The following is a 17,019-nucleotide window of genomic DNA, read 5'->3' as shown; positions in this document are numbered from 1 at the left end:
TCCTCAACTCCCCCTCGGGTGAGGGGGTTTCGCCGGGAATCGGTGTGCGCGGGAGGCGCCGCGGCTGTGGTTGCTCACTGCGGTGCGGCGAGGTCCTGGGTCCACCAGGGGCCGCCGCTGCCGTGGACGATGCCGATGCCGACCGCGCTGAACCGGCAGTCGAGCATGTTGCCGCGGTGCATGGAGTCGCTCATCCAGTCGTTCACCGCCGAGGCGGCGGTCGTCGGGCCACGGTCGAGGTTCTCGCCCCAGCTGCTCCACCGGTAACCGGTGGCGCTGATCCGGGAGTCGGGGCCGGTGCCCTCCGGTGAGTTGTGGTCGAAGTAGTTGCGGGCCGCCATGTCGGCGGAGTGCCGCGCGGCCGCGGTGTGCAGCCTGGGGTCGATGTGGAGCGGGCCGCAACCGGCCTGCGCGCGGCTGCGGTTGATGAGGGCGACGGCCTGCGCCTCCAGGTCGGGCGGGGTGACGCTGGGGGACGGTGAGGAGGGCGAGGGCGTCGGGGTGGGGCTTGCGGTGGTGTGCGTCGGGGTGGGGGTGGGAGTGGGCGTCGGGGTGGGCGTGGGGCGGGGTGCGGGGGTGGTGGCGGTCACCGTGGGTTCCGCGCTGGGCGTGGGCTTGGGCGGGGTCCGCTGCTCGTTCCGGGGGGTGCCGGGGTGCCAGGGCAGGGTGGCGATGACGGCCAGCGTGAGCGCGGCCGCGCCGCCGACGACGGCCGCCCTGGTGGCCCGGCGGGGGCGGGGCGGTCGCTGCGACGCGGGGTCTGCGGGGTGGTGACCGGCTCCCTCGGCGGCGTCCGGCGCCGGGGCGGGCGACGGGCCGGATGCCGGGGATGTTCCGGTCGTGGACGGGGAGGCGCCGGTGGCCGTCGGGGGTGCGGTTCCGGTGGCGTTCGGAGTTGCCCCGGTGGTCGGTGATGCGCCGTTGGCCGGAGGTGTCGCGGTGGTTGAGGGTGCCGAGGTGGTGGCGGGGGTCGAAGTGGTCGGGGCCGTCGAGCCGGTTGACGAGGCCGATGCGGACGAGGAGGTCGTCGCGGTGGTCGTGGACGTCGTCGACGTGGCCCAGGCGGTGGCGGTGTGGGAGAGGACGGTGTGCGGGGTGAGGTGGGCGGGGAGCGGCAGCATGGCGAGGCCGGCCAGCAGGCCCTCGGCGGGCAGCAGGTCGTGCCAGTGCCGGGAGCAGGTGGTGCAGTTGCGGGCGTGCCGGGCTATGCGCTTGCGCCACAGGGGCGACGGGGCGTTGTCCCAGGGGGTGATCAGCTCGGCGAGTTCGGGGCAGGGCGGCTTCCCCGCGAGGGCGCGGACGACGACGCGGCCGGTCTCCAACTGCTGCTTCATCCGCTGCACCCGGACCGCGGCGTGCCGCGACCCGCAGCCGATGGCGGCGGCGAGTTCCGTCCGGTCGATCTCGCCGGCCGCCTCCAGCCACCACAGCGACAGCAGGGAGCGGTCCCCTTCGTCCAGCCAGCGGGTGGCCGCGACCGCCTCGCGGCGCTGACCGGACAGGCCCAGCCGCAGGATCGTCAGGTCGACGAAGTCGGCGGCGCGGTCGGGCTGTTCCACCGACTGCTCCAGGCCGACGGTGGGGGCCTTGCGGGCGACCGTCCAGCGGCGCCGTATCTGGTTCATCGCGATCGCCACCAGCCAGGAGCGGAAGGATTCCGGATCCCGCAGCTCCGTCAGCGACTCCAGGGCGCGCACCATGGTCTCCTGGACCACGTCGTCGACGTCCGCATGGCCGTCCAGCGCCCGGCCGACGACGTTGTAGATCAGGGGAAGGTAGGCGGAGACGAGTTGCTCCCGGGCATCGTCGTCACCCGCCCTGGCCGCCTCGACGGTCGCCGTACCGTTGTCCCACTTCACGCCATTCGGTCCTGTTCATCCGCGTACACCTTCATGGCCCCCGTGCTCAGGTGACCCGTCCGGCGCCCGGTGACAACAGAAAAACCTACGTGGAAGCGGTCACTGTCCTGACAGGGGCTCCCCCTCGCCGTATCGCCCGTCGGGGCCTGGCGAAAAAAACTTCGGAAGTTTCTTCGGAAGTTTCTGTTGTCCGGGTCCGCGCCAAGGGTCTCCCCTAGTGCGGCCCTCTCCTCGGAAGGGCCGCACGGACCCACATTCCCGCAGGCCATCGCGCCACGGACCGCAGGTGACGGCCTCCCGTCACGGCCCTCACGGCCCGGCGGTCCGGCGGGAATCGGACAACGGAAACGGAAGCGGACCCATGCATCACGACGACAACCTCGACCCCGCAGCGCAGCACGAGGCGCCGGCCGGCTCCGGCCGCCGGGCCGACGCGCCCGCGGGGCACCGGCGTCACGCGTCCCGCGCCGCCCACCGAGCCGCCAAGAGCGGCGGAAACCACCGCTCCGGCGCCGGCCGCCCGGGGCCGAAGGCCGTGGCGGTGGCGGTCGGAGCCGCCCTCGCCGTGGGCGGCTCCTGCCTGCTGCTGATAAACCCCGGCTCCGGGGCCGACCAGGCCCTCGCGGCCGATGCGTCCGCGACGACGCACTCGGCCCTCGCCACCGCCTCCACCACCGCGACGCCGAGCACCGACCCGCGCTCGCCCCGCCGCCACAAGCCGACGCCCACCCCCACCGCCGGCGCCACCGAGACGCCCGACAAGCCGCACACCCCCTCCCCGACGGCCACCCCCGAGGAGCACACGCAGCCGACCCACCAGACGCCGGTGCACCAGCCCCGGGTCAATTCCGGCGGGGGCCACGCCTCGGTGCCGGTCCGCTCGGGAGGCGCGACCGGTAAGGCCGCGGCGTACGCCCAGAAGGTCGTCGAGCTGGTCAACGCCCAGCGTGCGCAGCACGGTTGCCGCCCGCTCACCGTCGACGCGCACATCCAGAAGGCGGCCCAGGCGCACTCCGACGACATGGCGGCCCGCAACTACTACGACCACAACTCCCCGGAGGGCGTCGACCCGGGCACCCGCATGACCAACGCGGGCTTCAACTGGCAGAGCTGGGGCGAGAACATCTTCAAGAGCCCCACGGACCCGGCCACCGCGGTCGACGGCTGGATGAACAGCCCCGGGCACCGCGCCAACATCCTCAACTGCTCGTTCACGTCCACCGGCGTGGGCGTGAACCTCAGCTCCAACGGCCCCTGGTGGACCCAGGACTTCGGCACCCGCGGCTGACGGCAGCCGACGGACCTACCCGCGACGGGCGACCCCGGCCGCGTTCCGCACCTCGGCCTCAAGTGGCCGAGGCAGCGCACCCCATTCGCTCATGGGGTGCGCGCGGAGCGCGGCCGGTGGCGTTTCGGGGCTTGCGGCGCGGGGACGTCGTGGTGGGACGGGCGACCATTGACACCGTCAACTTGTTAATCAATCATGACCCTTCGGGATTAGAGAACGATATATCGAACGATTTCGGCCCGCTCCGGCAGATGGTTCGGCTACGGCCCGGCAGGACTGCCGCAGCGGCGAGAAAGCGAGCGCGTAGTGGGTGAGAGGGCGGACAGCGGCCGTTCGCAGGGACGGCCCCGCCGACCGGCGAGAGGCGGGCGCCACGGTGCCCCCGCCCGCCCGGTGACGGGCCGCCGCTCCCCACGGCCACCGGTCGCGTAGGTCCCGACCCAGACGTCCGCCGGCGCTCGCCGGCACCCGGCGGCGCCAGGAACGGGGGGACGTTCCGTGCGCGGCGCGCGTCGCGGCGCAGGTGCCGGCGGCGTTCGTGCGCCGTGCGGCGCCCCGGTCCGCAAGCGGTGCCCGGGCGCCCCGGCTGTCCTCCCCCACAGAGGAAAGAGATGGTTCTCCCGGTGACTGACACCTTCCCGCAGCCGAGCGACGGCCCCTCCGCGCGCCTGGCTCCGCCCGGAGCCGCGGCGCCGGGCGACAGCGCGCCGCAGCCCCTGTCCTTCGCCCAGCAGCGCCTGTGGGTGCTGGACCAGTTGGAGGGGGCCGGGGCGGCGTACAACGAGGTGGTGGTGCACCGGCTGCGCGGTCCGCTGGACACGGCGGTGCTGGCCCGGGCGCTGGACGCGGTGGCGGCCCGGCACGAAGTGCTGCGGGCCCGGATGGTCACCGTCGACGGTGCGGCGCACCAGGTGGCGGGGCCGGTGGACGCCGGGTATCCGCTGGTGGCGGTCGATCTGTCGGGCGAGGAGGATCCCGCGGCGCGGCTGGTCGAGGTGCAACGGGCCGAGGCCGAGGCGCCGTTCGACCTGGGCGCGGGGCCGCTGGCGCGGGGCCGGCTGGTGCGGCTGGCGGCGGAGGATCATGCGCTGCTGCTGACGATGCATCACATCGTCTTCGACGGGGCGTCGATGGTGGTGATGATGCGGGAGTTGAGCGCCCTCTACACGGCGTTCCTCGCGGGTGACGACGACCCGTTGGAGCCGCTGCCCCTCCAGTACGCCGATCACGCCCGGCAGCAGCTCGACTGGGCGGCGGGGCCGGAGTGCACCGCGCAGGGCGCCTACTGGGAGGAGCAACTGGCCGGTGCGCCGCCGCTGTTGGAGCTGCCCACCGACCGGCCGCGGCCGCCCGAGCAGGACCACCGCGGCGGGCGGGTGGCGCTGCGGGTGGACGAGGAGGTGACCGCGGCGCTGTCCCGGGTCGCCCGGCGGCACGGCGGCACCCTCTTCGTGGCGGCGCTGACCGGCTGGTCCGTGGTGCTGTCGCGACTGACCGGCGAGTCCGACATCGTTGTCGGCGCCCCGGCGGCGAACCGGCGCGGCCGGGCGGCCAACGACGCGATCGGCTTCTTCGTCAACTCCCTCGCCCTGCGCACCGATCTGTCCGGTGATCCGACGGTCTCCGAGGCGCTGCGCCGGGTGCGCGGCGTGGTGCGCGGTGCGCTGGACCACCAGGACGTGCCGTTCGAGCGGGTGGTGGAGCGGGTCAATCCGCCGCGCAGCGCCGCCCATACGCCGCTGTTCCAGACCATGTTCGCGTGGTCGCCGTCCCGTCGCGGCCTGCTGGACCTGCCCGGTGTCGCCGCGGAGCCGCTGGACATCCCGTTCGCCCCGGCCAAGTTCGACCTCGCGCTGTCGCTGGCGGCGGAGGACGGCTGTCTGACCGGGCATCTCGACTACGCCACCGCGCTGTTCGACCATGCGACGGCCGAGCGGTACGCGGGATATCTGGGGCAGGTGCTGGCCCAGATGGCCGCCGCGCCGGACCGGGAGATCGGCGCTCTCGCGCTGCTGGACGAGGCGGAGAGCCGGCAGTTGGTGGCCGACTGGGACGCCACGCGCGGCGCGGCCGCGGTGCCGCCGGCGGCGCCCGGCGGGCTGGTGGCCCGCTTCGACGCGCAGGCCGCGGCCCGTCCCGGCGCCCTCGCGCTGGACGCGGCCGGGCAGCGGCTCGACTACGGCACGCTGGCGCGCCGCGCGGACCGGCTCGCCCGCGCGCTGGCCGACCGCGGGGTGCGGCCCGGCCAGGTGGTCGGTCTGCACGCCGGGCGGACACCGGAGTTGGTGGTGGGGCTGCTCGGCGTCCTCAAGGCGGGTGCCGCGTTCCTGCCGCTCGATCCCGGGCAGCCGGCCGAGCGGCTGGCCGCGATGGTGGCGGACGCCGCCCCGGCCCTGGTGCTGACCGATGCCGCCGACGCTCCGGACGCCTGGTCGGACCTGCGCTCCGTCGAGGCGGAGGCGGTGTCGGACGAGCCGCCCGCCGTGGCGGCGGGGCCGGCGGATCTCGCGTATGTCCTCTACACCTCGGGGTCGACCGGCCGTCCCAAGGGCGTGGCGGTGCCGCACCGCAGTGTGCTGAACCTGCTCGACACCTGGCTGGACCGGTTCGGGGCGGTGCCCGGCGAGGCGTCCTCGGCGTGGTCCGGCATCGGCTTCGACGCGACGGTCCACGAGCTGCTGCTGCCGCTGACGACCGGCGCGGAGCTGCACCTCGTCCCCGACGAACTGCGCGCCGATCCCGAGGAGTTGCTGGGCTGGATGCGCGAGCACCGCATCGTGCAGGCGTTCCTGCCGCCCGCGTATGTGCGGTGGATCGACGAGGCCCCGCAGGAGCGGCTGGCCGGGCTGGCGCTGCGGCAGTTGCTGACCGGTGTGGAGTCGCTGCCCGAGAAGGCGCTGTACCGCATGGTGCAGGCGCTGCCGGGCCTGCGGATCTGCTACGGCTACGGGCCCACCGAGGCCACCGTCTACAGCACCGCCTACACCGATCCGCAGCCCCTGGACCGGCCGTGCCCGATCGGCCGGCCGCTGGGCAACACCCGCCTGTACCTGCTCGACGAGCGGCTGCGGCCGGTGCCGCCGGGCGTCACGGGCGAGATCTGGCTGGGCGGGGCGTCCCTCGCGGACGGCTACTTCGGGCGCCCGGACCTGACCGAGGAGCGGTTCCGGCCCGACCCGTTCGTGCCGGGCGAGCGGATCTACCGCACCGGCGACCTGGCGCGCCGGCTGCCGGACGGCAACGCGGAGTTCCTGGGCCGCCGGGACGACCAGGTCAAGCTGCGCGGGTTCCGGATCGAGCCGCGTGAGGTGGAGACCGCGCTGCTGGCGCTGGACGGGGTGCGGGAGGCCGTGGTCCTCGCCGACCGGGACGACGCGGGCGAGCTGCGCCTGGTGGCCGCCCTGGGCCGGGGCGAGCAGGAGCCGCGTCCGGCGCACGAGTGGCGTTCCGCGCTCGGCCGGTACCTGCCGGACCACATGATCCCCGCGGTCTTCGTCGAGCTGCCCGCGCTGCCGCTCAACCGCAGCGGCAAGGTGGACCGGGCGGCGCTGCTGGCGGCGGCGCGGGCGGTGCCGTCGCAGGTGAACACCGCGGCGCCGCGCGATCACATCGAGATGGCGCTGCACCGGATATGGCAGGGCGTGCTGCTGCGCCCGTCGATAGGCATCACCGACAACTTCTTCGACATCGGCGGCACCTCGGTCTCCGCGATCAAGGTGGCCTCCGCGGTCCGCGCGGAGTTCGGCGAGACGCTGCCGATCCGCGACATGATGACCCACCCGACGATCGAGGCGCTGGCCGGGCGGCTGCGGTCGGGGGCGACCGGGCAGCCGCAGAGCAGTCTGATCGAGTTCCGGCCGGGCGAGGGGCGGCAGCGGGTGGTGTGCATCCACCCGGCCGGCGGGACCGCGTTCTGCTATCTGCCGCTGGCCACCGCCCTGCCGCCGGAGGTCGGGGTGTACGGCGTGCAGTCGCCGGGGCTGAACCCCGGGGAGACGCCGCTGCCCTCGGTGGAGGCGATGGCGCAGGAGTATCTGCGGCTGGTCGAGGTGCGCGCGGACGAGTCGCTGGTGCTGTGCGGACTGTCGTACGGCGGGCTGGTCGCCCATGAGATGGGGCGGCTGCTGGCGGCCTCGGGGCACCGGCGGTTCAGTGTGGTGCTGCTCGACTCCCGGAGCACCGACGACCCCGCCGAGCGCGCGGCGGTCACGCCGGTGGAGGCGGAGGAGTTCCGCGCGAAGCTGGTGCGGTTCAACGGGATGTACCCGGGCATCGAGGACGCCCAGATCGACCGGTACTTCCGGATCTACAACCACAACCGGATGACCGCCCGGGACTACGACGTCCCGTCCTCCCCGGCCCGGTTGGTGTTCGTGCAGGCCGCCGAGGAGAGCGACGACGCGGCGGCGGAGCGGGCCGTGGTGGCGTTCTGGGAGCGGCGGGCCGGGGGCGGTCTGCTGATCGAGCCGGTGAAGTGCGGCCACTGGGACATGCTGGAGAGCGACCAGGTGCCGCGGGTGGCGGAGCTGATCGCGGCGGAGCTGACGCGGCTGCCCGCGCCACCGCCATCGGGCGCGGCCGCCGGCGCCGGTTCCCGTACCGAGGGGGAGGCGTGATGGGGACTTCGGAGACGGCCCGGGTGCCGGCGGAGACGACGGGCCTGGCGCTGGGCGTGCACGCCCAGGCGCTGCGCACACCGGACGCGCCCGCGGTGCGCGACGGCGCGGTGGAGCTGGACTACGCGGCGCTGGACGCGGCGGGTGCGGCGGTGGCCGCCGCGCTGCGCGGCCACGGGGTGCGCCCGGGGCAGGCGGTGGCGGTACAGCTGCCGCGGTCCTGGCAGTTGGTGTGCGTGATGCTGGGCATCCTGCGGCTGGGGGCCCGGGTCGTCCCGCTCGACGCGCTCAGCCCGCTGGAGCGCCGCCGCCATATCCTCACCGACGCGGCCGCCGTCGCGCTCGTCCACGGCGCAGCACTGCCCGAGGGGCTGCCGGACGGGGTGGTGCCGCTGGCCGCGGACGGGCTGCTCGCCGCGCGGGACCGCCTCCCGGCGCCGCAGGAGCCGCCGTTCACCGGCGCGCCGGTCTCCTTCCTCTTCTACACCTCCGGAACGACCGGGCTGCCCAAGGGAGTTGAGGTCGGCGACGCCGGGGTGCCGCGGCTGGCCGCGCCCGGTTTCCTCGAACCGGCCGCGGGCGCGCGCTATGCCTGCCTGTCCAATCCGGCCTTCGACGCGCTGACGTTTGAAGTGTGGGTGCCGCTGCTGACCGGTGGCCTCTGCGTGATCGTCGACGACGCGGACGTGCGCGACCCGGAGCGGCTGGCGGCGGTGCTGGTGCGCGAGCGCGTCGACACCCTGTTCGTCACCGCCGCGCTGTTCAACGCCGTCGTGGACACCGCGCCCGGCTGCTTCGCCGGCGCCCGGCAGGTCCTGGTCGGCGGCGAGCAGCTCAACGCCCGGGTCGTCCGCCGCTGGTACCGGCACAACGCCGGCGCCGCCACCCGGCTGTTCAACATCTACGGGCCGACGGAGACCACGACGTTCGCGGTCTTCCACCCGATACCGCGGGACTTCGCCGGGGACGTGGTGCCGATCGGGCGTCCGCTGCCCGAGACCGGTGCGGTGGTGGTCGCCGACGGTGCGCGGCTCGCCGCGCCCGGGGAGGTCGCCGAGCTGTGCCTGTCGGGCTCGGGGCTCGCCGCCGGGTACCGCAACCTGCCCGAGGAGACGGCTCGCCGCTTCGTCCGGCTGCCCTGGTACGACGGCGGCCGGGAGCTGCACTACCGCACGGGCGATCTGGTGCGTGCCGACGCCGACGGGCTGCTGACGTATGTGGGGCGCGCCGACCGGCAGGTGAAGGTCCGGGGCTTCCGGATCGAGCCGGGCGAGCTGGAGCGGCGGATCACCGCGCATCCGGCGGTGCGGCGGGCGCATGTCTGCACCCGCCGGGCCGGCGCCGACGGTCCGTATGAGCTGCTGGCGTTCCTGGTGACCGAAGGCGCGCTGTCCTACGAGGAGTTCGAGCGGCATCTGGCCGACGGGCTGCCCACGTACATGCGGCCGCACCATCTCTTCCTGGTCGACGCGGTGCCGCTGACCGCCAACGGCAAGGTCGACGAGGCGGCGCTGCTGGCCGGCGCGGACCGGCCGTGGCGGCGTACGGAGGGCACCGCCGCGGCGGTCGCCACGCCGTGGCAGCGGGAGGTGCTGGTGCTGGCCGGTGCGGTGCTGGGCCTGCCGGACGTGGCGCTGGAGGACCGGTGGATCCCGGCCGGCGGCGACTCGCTCAAGGCGCTGCGGTTCTGCTTCGAGGCGCGGCGCCGCTGGGGCTGCGAACTGGACCGGGGGCTGGTGCTCGGCGGCGATCTCGCCTCGATCGCCGAGGCGGTGGCGGCCGGCCGCGGCACCGCCGAGGGTTCGGTGTATCCGCCGGTGGCGCCGCCCTCCGGGGCGGACCGCGCACCGGCCACCAGCGAACAGCAGCGGCTGTGGCTGCACCAGCAGCGCTCCCCCGGCTCCCGCGGCTACCACGTGGGCCAGGCGTTCCGCCTCGACGGCGCGCTCGACACCGCGGCGCTGCGCCATGCGCTGCGGCGGCTGGTGGCGCGCCATCCGGCGCTGCGGACCGGCTTCGAGGCGACGCCGGAGGGCCTGTACCAGGTGGTCGGCGCGCCGTACGACCCGTGGACCGCGCCCGGCGCGGCGCCCACCGACGAGGCGGGTCAACGCGCCGTCGCCGCCGCCTACTTCGCCGAGCCGTTCGACCTGGCCCGCCCGGAGATGCTGCGCGCCTGTCTGCTGCCGGACGCCGACGGCGGGGTGCTGCTGCTGCATCTGCACCACATCGCCGTCGACGGCTGGTCGCTGAACGTGCTGTTCCAGGAGCTGTCGGAGGACTACGCCGCCTACGCGCCGGGCGCCGGGACGCCGGACGCACCGGGTACCGCCGGGTGCACCCCGCTCGACTACGCGCACTGGCAGGCCGAGTGGCACACCCGCCCCGCCTACCGCGCCCGGCGTGCCGAACTGGCCGCGCACTACGCCCGTTCCGAGGAGGCCGGCGAGCCGCTGCTGCCCGCGCGCCCGCTGCCGTTCCCCGAGGGGCGGCTGCTGCACACCCGGCTCGACACGGTGCGCCGCACCCACGTCGACCGGCTCTGCGCGGAGCTGGACCTGACCCGCTTCCAGGTGCTGCTGGGCGTCTTCGCCTGGAGCCTGTACGCGGTGACCGGCCGCACCCGGCCGCGGATCGCCGCGCCCGTCGCGGGCCGTCCGGTGCCCGAATTCGCCGACGGGGTCGGCATGTTCGCCAACACCGTGCTGCTGCCGCTGACCGTCGCCCCCGGTGAGGAGCTGCGCGCGCAGCTGCTGCGCTGGGGCGCCGAGGTGCGGGAGGTCCTGGACCGGCAGGACGTGGCGCTCTCCGACGTGCTGGAGGGCCGGGCGGGCCGACACGGCGGCGACGGGGCGCCGTTCGACGTCCTCTTCGTCCAGGAGAACACCGACTTCGAGGCGCTGCGGCTGCCGGGCTGCGCCGCCCGCCCCCTGTGGTGGCCGCCCACCGAGGCGAAGTGCCCGCTGACGCTGTCCGTGGTCGCGTACGCCGACGGTCTGGAGTGCGTGTGGGAGTACGCCGCCGACCACTTCGAGGCCGAGGAGGTCGCGGCGCTGGACGGGCTGTTCCGGCGGGCGCTGGATCTGCTCGCCGCCGGCGGCCCGGACACGCCCGCCGGGCTGGCCGGGCCCTACCGCGCCGCGCTGCCCGAGCACGGCCGCGGCCCGGCGGCCCGGCCGGCGTACCCGACGGTGGCCGAGGGCTTCGCCCGGCAGGCCGCCCGCACCCCGCACGCCCCGGCCGTCGACGACGGGGCGCGGGAGGTGGATTACGCCACGCTGGACCGGTACGCGGCGACGCTGGCGGCGCAGCTGCGGACGGCGTTCCCGGTGGCGGACGGGGCCACCGCCCGCGTCGCGCTCTACCTGGAGCCGTCGCTCACCCACATCGTCGCGCTGCTGGCGCTCGCCCGGCTGAACCTGACGATCGTGCCGCTCGATCCGTCCTACCCGCCGGCGGTGCTGCGGCAGGTCCTGGACCAGGCGGCGCCGCTGTGCGTGCTGGTGCCGGCCGAGGGCGCGCCCGGTCTGGACGCCGTCGATCCCAAGGGCCGCACGGTGCGGCATCCGGTCGCGCTGGACGCGGGCGCGCCCGCGGAGCCGTTCGTGGCGCACGACGGTGCCCGGCCGCTCTACACGCTGTTCACCTCGGGCTCCAGCGGCACCCCCAAGGGCGTCCAGGTCTCCGACCGGACGCTGTGCAACCTCCTTGCCTGGCAGGCCGGTGCCGGTGGGCTCGGGGCGCCCGCCGTCACCCAGCAGTTCTCGATGCTCTCCTTCGACGTGTCGTTCCAGGAGATCTTCGGGACGCTGTGCGGCGGCGGCACCCTGCACCTGATCCGCCCCGAGCTGCGGCAGGACGCGCCCGCGCTGCTGGCGCAGCTGGAGGCGTCCGGCGCGGAACGCCTCCATCTGCCGTACGTCGCCCTGCAGTTGCTCGCCGAGCACGCCGTCCATCTGGGCCGCTACCCCGCGCGGCTGCGCGAGGTGGTCACCGCCGGCGAACAGCTGGTGTGCACCGATGCGATCCGCCGCTGGTTCGCCGGGCTGCCCGGTGCCCGGCTGTTCAACCACTACGGGCCGACCGAGACCCATGTGGTCTCCGCGCTGTGCCTGGAGGGGGACCCGGCGCACTGGCCGGAGCGGCCCGCCATCGGGCAGCCGGTGGCCGGCGCGGTGCTGCGGGTGGTCGACGGCGACGGGCGGCCGGTGCCGCCCGGGTGCCCCGGCGACCTGCTCATCGGCGGCACCATGGTCTCCCGCTGCTATCTGGGCGACGACGGTGAGAACCCGCTCAACACCGAGCGCTTCACCGAACTGCCGGGGCTGGGGCTGTTCTACCGCAGCGGCGACCGGGCCCGGTTCGACCGGGGCGGGCTGCTGCACTACCTGGGCCGCGACGATGCGCAGATCAAGCTGAGCGGGCACCGGCTGGAGCTGGGCCAGGTCGAGGCGGCGCTGCTGCGCCACCCGGAGATCACCAACGCCGTGGTGGTGCCCGACGGCAACGCCCTGGTCGCCTGCTTCCAGTGCCGCGGCCGGGCCCCGGCCGCCGACGACCTCACCGCCCATCTGGCGACGCTGCTGCCGGCGTATGTCCGTATCGCCCGGTTCCGGCGGCTGGAGGCGCTGCCGCGCACCCCCAGCGGCAAGCTGGACCGGGCGGCCGCGCTGCGCGCACCGGGCGAGGAGGTGGCCGGCCGGGCGGCGCACGTCGCGGCGTGCTCGCCGCGCGAGGCCGAACTGGCCGCGGTGTTCGAGGCGGTGACCGGCACGGCCATCGCCCCCGAGCAGAGCTTCTTCGACGCGGGCGCCTCCAGCCTGACGCTGATGCGCTACCACCTGCGCTGCGCCACGGAGTTGGGGCTGGGCTTCACCGTCGCCGACCTCTTCGAGCACGTCACGGTGCGGGCGCTGGCCCGTTTCCTGGACGACCCGGGCGACACGTGCGGCCCGGCGGCGCCCCCTCCGGCCCCCGCCATGGCGCCGATGCCGGCGCCCAGTGCGGACGCGGTGCCCGCGGACGAGCCGATCGCCGTGATCGGCATGGCCGTACGGCTGCCCGGGGCGGCGGATCTGGCCGCGTTCTGGGAGATGGTGCGCACCGGGGCCCGCGGTATCGAGCACTTCGACGCCGCCGACGGGCTGGTCGGGGCGCGCAGCCAGATGGCCGGGCTGCTCGACTTCGACCCGGACCACTTCGGCATCAGCCGGGCCGAGGCCCGTCTGATGGACCCGCAACAGCGCCATCTGCTGATGTGCGCGGCGCAGGCCCTGGCGCACGCCGGGATCGCCGACCCCGCGTCCGGTCCGCGCACCGGCCTGATCGCGGGGGCCGGTGAGAGCACCTACTTCCAGGCCATGCTGCGGGAGGCGGACCCCGCCTCGCTGCCGGACGGCTTCCGGCTGGCGCTCCACCACGAGAAGGACTTCCTCGCCACCAAGCCCGCCTACCACCTGGGGCTGACCGGTCCGGCCTTCACCGCCCAGGCGGCGTGCGCCAGTTCGCTGGTCGCGGTGCACCTGGCGGCAGGGCTGCTGCGGCAGGGCGACGCGGACGTCATGCTGGCCGGCGGGGTGCTGGTCGACCACACGCTGAGCGGCGGCTACCGCTACCAGCCGCAGCACATCTTCTCCGCCGACGGCCACTGCCGTCCCTTCAGTGACGACGCCAGCGGGACCATCGGCGCCAGCGGCGTCGGTGTGGTGGTGCTCAAGCCGCTGCGCCACGCCCGGCGCGACGGCGACACCGTCTACGCGGTGCTCACCGGCTCCGCGCTGAACAACGACGGTGCGGACAAGCTCGGTTACAGCGCCCCGTCGCTGGCCGGGCAGCGCGAGGTGATCCGGGCGGCGCTGCGGCGCAGCGGCCGCACCGGAGCCGATCTGTCCTACGTCGAGGCGCACGGCACCGGCACCCGGCTCGGCGACCCCGTCGAGATCGCCGCGCTGCGCCAGGCGTTCGACGTCGCGGAGTCCGACCGCTGCGCGCTGACGTCCGTGAAGAGCCAGATCGGGCACCTGGGGGCGGCGGCCGGCGTGGTGGGGCTGGTCCGTGCGGTGCTCAGCATCCACCACGGCGTGATCCCGCCGCATGCGGACTTCCGCGCCCTCAACCCGCATATCGATCCCGACCCCGCCCCGTTCCACTTCCCGACCGCCGCGCTGCCCTGGCCGGACGACCGGCCCCGGGTGGCGGCGGTCAGCAGCTTCGGCATCGGCGGCACCAACGCCCATGTGGTGCTGGAGGGTTCGCCGGACGCCGGGAAGCCGGAGCCCGCCGGGGACGACGACTGCCTGGTGCTGTCCGCGTCCAGCGCGGCGGCGCTGCGCACCGACGCCGCACGGATCGCCGACTACCTGGCGGCCCGCCCGCAGGCGTACCGCGCGGTGTTGCGGCATCTGCGGTCCGGGCGCCCGGCGCGGCGCCGGCGGGCGGCCGCGGTCTGCCCCGACGCGGCGTCCGCGGTGCGGTGGCTGCGCACCGTCGAGTCCGTCGAACTGACCGAGGATGCCGGGGTGTTGGAGCCGGGCGCGGCCGGCGCCGGGACCGCCCCGGCCGCCCCCGCGGGGCAGTCCCTCGACGAGACGGTCGCCGCCTGGCTCGCCGGCGCGGACCTCGCACCCCGGCCGGGCCCGGCCCAGGCGCCGTGGGACTTCCCGCCGCCCGCCTTCGACCTGGCGGAGTACGACTTCCCGCGCGCCCGCGCCGACGCCCCGGCCGCGCGGGCCGGCGACGGCCCGCGGCGGCTGGCGGAGGCCGACTGGCTGAGCCAGCCGCACTGGGTGCGGTGGTGCCGGGCCGGTTCCGGCGGCCGGGAGCGCACGGCCCGGCGGCTGGTCCTGGTCACCGACGGACCGGTGTCCGGCGCGGCGCTGCGGGAGTTCGAGGCCGCGTACGCCCGCGTCGTCCACGTCACCGCGGGGCGCGCCTTCGCCGCCGGCGGCACCGACGCCTTCGAGGTCGACCCGACGGACCGGGCCTCCTGGCGGCGGCTGCTCGACGCCCTGGGCCCGGACGGGCCCGACGGCACCGACTGGCTGCACGCGCTCCCGCTCGGCGTCACCGGCCCGGTCGGCCACGCCGCCCTGGCGCGGGCCGAGCGGGCCTGTCTGGACGCCCCCGCGGCGCTGGTCCAGGCGTTGGCGGACACCCCGCCCGCGCTGCGGCCGCGCCTGTGGTGGCTCTCGTACGGGGCGCAGCCGGTCGAAGGCGGCGTCGCCCGGCCCGAGTCGGGGCTGCTCGCGGGGGTCGCCACGGTCGCCGGACAGGAGGGCGCGGCGGACGGCCGGTGGCTGGACCTGCCCGGCGCCGACCCGGCCGACTGGGCCGGCCCGCTGGCCGCGCTGCTCACCGGCGGCACGCCCCGCGCCGAGCTGCCGGAGCGGTTGGCGCTGCGGCACGGCCACTGGTGGCACCCGACCGTCTCAGCCGTCCCCGCCGTCCCGGGCCCCGCGCCCGAACTGCCCGACGACGGCGAGCACGTGGTGCTCGGCGGCACCGGCGGAATCGGTGCCGCCGTCGCGGCCTGGCTGCTGGAGCGGACCGCGGGCCGGGTGCTGCTGCTGTCCCGCCGGCCGCGGCTGCCGGCGGCGCTCGCGCCCTGGGCCGACCGGATCGAGCTGATCGAGGCGGACCTCTCCGACACCGACGGCTTCGAGGACCTGCTGGCCCGACTCGCCGGCCGCCTCACGCGCCTGGCGACGGTGACGCACGCGGCCGGGGTCGGGGCGGGCGGGCTCCTCGTCCGCCGCGAGACCGGCGCCGCGCACGACCAGCGGGCCAAGCTCACCGGCGCGCTGCTGGTGGAGCGGTTGATCGCGCGGTACTCCCCCGCGCTCGCGGTGTACTGCTCGTCGATGTCGGCGCGGCTCGGCGGCGTCGGGCAGTACGACTACGCCGCCGCGGCCGGCCTGTTGGACGCCTTCGCGCACCACCGGCCGGACGGCCCGGCCACCGCGCGGCTCGGCATCGACTGGGACGTGTGGCGGGAGGCCGGGATGGCGCTGCGGGTCCCGGCGGGCGACGCCCGGCACCGCGCCCATCTCGCGGTGGGCCTGACCGTCGACGAGGGCCGGCGGGTCCTCGACCGCGCCCTCGCCCTCCAACTGCCCCAACTGCTGGTGTCCACCACGGACATCGAGCAGTCCCGGGTCTTCTACGCCGGGGCCCTGCCGGAAGTCCCGGACGCCCCGGAGCCGGTGGCCGCGCCCGCCGGGCAGGACGCGGAGCCGTCCGACGGCCCCGCCGACCCCACCGCCCTCCTCACCGACTGGCTCCGCGACTGGCTGGACGCCGACCCCCTCGACCCCGACGCCCCGCTGTACGACCTGGGGGCCGACTCCCTGACCCTGCTCGACCTGATCAGCGTGGTCAAACAGCACTACGGCGTCGAACTCGACCTGTCGTTCTTCGGCCCGAAGGTCAGCCTCAACGACCTGCTGGCGCGCCTGGCCGCGGAGGCCCCGGCCGACGGGACACCGCCGGACGGGGTGGCCCTCGACATCTGGCAGGAGGGCACCGGGCGCGAGGTGGTGTGCCTGCTGCATCCGGTCGGCGGCGACATCCAGGCGTACCGGGCGCTGGTCGCGGCGCTGGACGAGCGGGCGACGGTCTGCCTGATCGCCGACCCGGCCCTGCGCCACCCCACCGCCGACGCAATGCCCCTGGCCGAACGAGCCCGGCGCTATCACGAGGCGCTGGACCGGCGGTTCGGCGACGGCACCTGGAACCTGCATCTGGCGGGCTGGTCCTTCGGTGCCTGGACGGCGGTCGGCGTCGCCGCACAGGCCGAGGCGGCGGGCCGCCCGGTGCGCGGCGTCCATCTGCTCGACCCGCCGCCGCCCGGCTCCGGTCCGGGCTTCCAGGGCTACGACGAGCAGCAGCTCGCCACGCTCTTCGCCAACGAACTGGGCTCGGTGGACGGCGCGTTCACCGGCGAGGCGCAGGCGTACGCGCAGCGGCTGGCCCAGTGCTGCCGGGCGAACCTGGCGAGCATGGCGGACCACCGGCTGCCGCGGCTGGCGGCCACCCCCGCCCGGATGTGGCTGGCGCAGCACCCGACGGCGGGCCTGCCCGCTCCGCTGCCGGCCGCGGAGCACGAGGCGCGGTGGCGCGCGCACCTCGCGCTCCCCGGCGACTGGCGGCACCTCCCCACCGACCACTACGGCATCGTCCGGCCACCGCAGGTGCAGGCCGTCGCCGCGGCGCTCAACGCGGCGCTGGACGACACCTCCGCACGGTCCTGACCGGCGCC

4 protein-coding genes are annotated in these 17,019 nt (G+C 75.7%); 3 read left to right on the top strand and 1 reads right to left on the bottom strand.

Features of this window, described 5'->3' with window-relative positions; translation table 11 throughout:
• Nucleotides 1-74: 74 nt before the first annotated feature.
• Nucleotides 75-1,859, bottom strand: a complete 1,785-nt coding sequence (locus ACIQE0_RS00655; RefSeq protein WP_402328018.1) for a sigma-70 family RNA polymerase sigma factor — start codon at nucleotides 1,857-1,859, stop codon at nucleotides 75-77.
• A gap of 361 nt (nucleotides 1,860-2,220) precedes the next feature.
• On the opposite strand from ACIQE0_RS00655, the gene ACIQE0_RS00650 reads away from it, so the two are divergent.
• From ACIQE0_RS00650 to ACIQE0_RS00640, 3 genes are all read left to right on the top strand, one after another.
• Nucleotides 2,221-3,147 (top strand): CAP domain-containing protein, encoded by a 927-nt coding sequence (locus tag ACIQE0_RS00650; RefSeq protein ID WP_402328016.1) that lies wholly within the window; start codon nucleotides 2,221-2,223, stop codon nucleotides 3,145-3,147.
• Between the two features lie 611 nt (nucleotides 3,148-3,758).
• Nucleotides 3,759-7,763, top strand: coding sequence for an amino acid adenylation domain-containing protein (locus ACIQE0_RS00645; protein WP_402328014.1), 4,005 nt, complete (start codon nucleotides 3,759-3,761; stop codon nucleotides 7,761-7,763).
• On the top strand, nucleotides 7,763-17,011 hold the full coding sequence (locus tag ACIQE0_RS00640; protein WP_402328012.1) for an amino acid adenylation domain-containing protein: 9,249 nt from the start codon (nucleotides 7,763-7,765) through the stop codon (nucleotides 17,009-17,011). Before ACIQE0_RS00645 ends, ACIQE0_RS00640 begins: the two co-directional genes overlap by 1 nt.
• Nucleotides 17,012-17,019 lie beyond the last annotated feature (8 nt).

Origin of the sequence: Streptomyces sp. NPDC093097 (assembly GCF_044754325.1) — a bacterium.
Taxonomy (GTDB): Bacteria; Actinomycetota; Actinomycetes; order Streptomycetales; family Streptomycetaceae; genus Streptomyces.
The sequence above is the reverse complement of the archived record's forward strand: the minus strand, read 5'-3'. Positions and strand labels throughout refer to the sequence as shown.

What these genes read in the sequence shown, in the direction of transcription:
- ACIQE0_RS00650 (WP_402328016.1), top strand. Translation starts at nt 2,221, where the DNA reads ATGCATCACGACGACAACCTCGACCCCGCAGCGCAGCACGAGGCGCCG.
- ACIQE0_RS00645 (WP_402328014.1), top strand. Translation starts at nt 3,759, where the DNA reads ATGGTTCTCCCGGTGACTGACACCTTCCCGCAGCCGAGCGACGGCCCC.
- ACIQE0_RS00640 (WP_402328012.1), top strand. Translation starts at nt 7,763, where the DNA reads ATGGGGACTTCGGAGACGGCCCGGGTGCCGGCGGAGACGACGGGCCTG.